Source organism: Mesorhizobium sp. M5C.F.Ca.IN.020.32.2.1 (genome assembly GCF_004023105.1).
GTDB lineage: Bacteria > Pseudomonadota > Alphaproteobacteria > Rhizobiales > Rhizobiaceae > Mesorhizobium > Mesorhizobium wenxiniae.
This window is the reverse complement of the sequence record NZ_RZSX01001213.1, coordinates 1-1,456: the sequence shown is the minus strand read 5'-3', so window position 1 is coordinate 1,456 and position 1,456 is coordinate 1. Positions and strand designations below refer to the sequence as shown.

The 1,456-nt window shown below is 59.8% G+C and carries 3 protein-coding genes; 1 reads left to right on the top strand and 2 read right to left on the bottom strand.

All coding sequences use genetic code 11. From position 1 onward, the window contains the following. On the top strand, positions 1-550 hold a 550-nt coding region (locus EOA86_RS34495), incomplete at its 5' end, for a sensor histidine kinase (RefSeq protein ID WP_164892319.1). Positions 551-646: 96 nt separating this feature from the next. Here EOA86_RS34495 and EOA86_RS34490 read toward each other — a convergent pair. Together EOA86_RS34490 and EOA86_RS34485 are read right to left on the bottom strand one after the other, a co-directional pair. Next, entirely contained in the window at positions 647-889 is a 243-nt protein-coding gene (locus EOA86_RS34490) for a YMGG-like glycine zipper-containing protein (RefSeq protein WP_065007456.1), read from the bottom strand. A gap of 79 nt (positions 890-968) precedes the next feature. Next, positions 969-1,295 (bottom strand): hypothetical protein, encoded by a 327-nt coding sequence (locus tag EOA86_RS34485; protein WP_127211947.1) that lies wholly within the window; start codon positions 1,293-1,295, stop codon positions 969-971. Between the last annotated feature and the right edge of the window lie 161 nt (positions 1,296-1,456).

Here is a 1,456-nt window from a genome sequence, read left to right as displayed (position 1 = left end):
GAACTCGATCACGCGGGTGCTGGCGATCGCGCGACAGACGGCATCGCACGCCACCGACGTCCACGAGTTCTCGTCCTCTTTTTCGGCCCGGCTGCAAGCGATGGCGGCATCCCAGGACATGCTGACGCGCTCGCGCTGGCAGAAGGCAGACCTCGGCGATCTCTTGCGCATCGAGCTTGGTCAGGTATTCGGCAAGGAGCTTCCTGAGGGGATATTGTCGGGGCCAGAGGTGCTGCTCGACGAGACAACGACGCAAGCGCTCGGCCTGACCTTTCACGAACTGGCGACGAATGCGCTGAAATATGGCGAAGCCGGCAACTCGGTCGGTGCGCTCAAGGTCGCCTGGTCGGTCGAGGGCCGCTGGCGCGACCGGACGCTGGTTCTCAACTGGCGCGAAGTCGGCCAGAAGAAGCTTGAAGCACCTGCCAAAACCGGTTTTGGCACCAAGCTGATCGATTTGAACGTGACGCGCGAATTGCGCGGTACGATCAATCGCGATTTTCACGATGGCGGATTGAGAGTGGAAATCAGGATCCCACTGTCGGACTGAAAACGCTGCCGCAAACTGACCGTTTTCGAAGGCGAAAGTAAACAGAGACCGGCTCGTCCGGTCTCCGCTACTATTGCCTCATGCGTTTGAAACGGATCAGCAGCGAGCCGTAAAGAGACGGCCACGGTTGTCGCGGTACTGGCAATAGCCATTGCGCAGGTTGCGCACCAGCAGGCCGGTACCGGCACCGATGGCTGCGCCGACCAGCGCACCCTTGCCGCCGTCAATCAGGCCGCCGGCCAGAGCGCCGACACCGGCGCCGACGCCGACATCCCGCTCGGTGGTGCTGCAGCCGCTGACTGCGACCACGGCAACCATGGCAATAATCATCTTCCGCATAGGGTCACTCCTCGCTTTTGTCCTCACTTGAGCTCCACCCGTCACTTACCATGCGAAAAAGGGTTTTGCCCGATCGATTTCATTGTTGGCTAAGAGAATCTTGTTCGGGGCGCGCGCCGGTCGAAGCAACCTCAGGATTGGAAATCTCCACGGAAGCGTCGAGCGTGCCGTCCGGACGCACATTCCAGACGATCTGACCGTAATCATCCTCAAGTGCCGGATCGACGGAAAGGCATTTGGCAATTATGCGCGGAGCCTGACCCTGCACATTGCTCAAGACAAACGGACGCTCGGCGGCGCATTCCTGAGCGGTTTCGAAAACACCCACCGATACGGGCAGTTCACGACATTCCGTCATCGCGTTAGAACAGCCAATGACAAGCAACACGGCAGCGATGTGTTCCATGGCGAGGATCCTCTCGCCATAAGAACGGGCCATATTCGTCAAAGTTCCTGCGATGCCGTCTGGCGCGACTGATTGGAGAACAGGTCGACATGAGGCAAGCACAAGCCGCCGGCCACTTTGGGTCCGACGCTCTAGATCAACTGGAACGCGGCGGCCAGGAC

What these genes read in the sequence shown, in the direction of transcription:
- EOA86_RS34490 (WP_065007456.1), bottom strand. Translation starts at nt 889, where the DNA reads ATGCGGAAGATGATTATTGCCATGGTTGCCGTGGTCGCAGTCAGCGGC.
- EOA86_RS34485 (WP_127211947.1), bottom strand. Translation starts at nt 1,295, where the DNA reads ATGGAACACATCGCTGCCGTGTTGCTTGTCATTGGCTGTTCTAACGCG.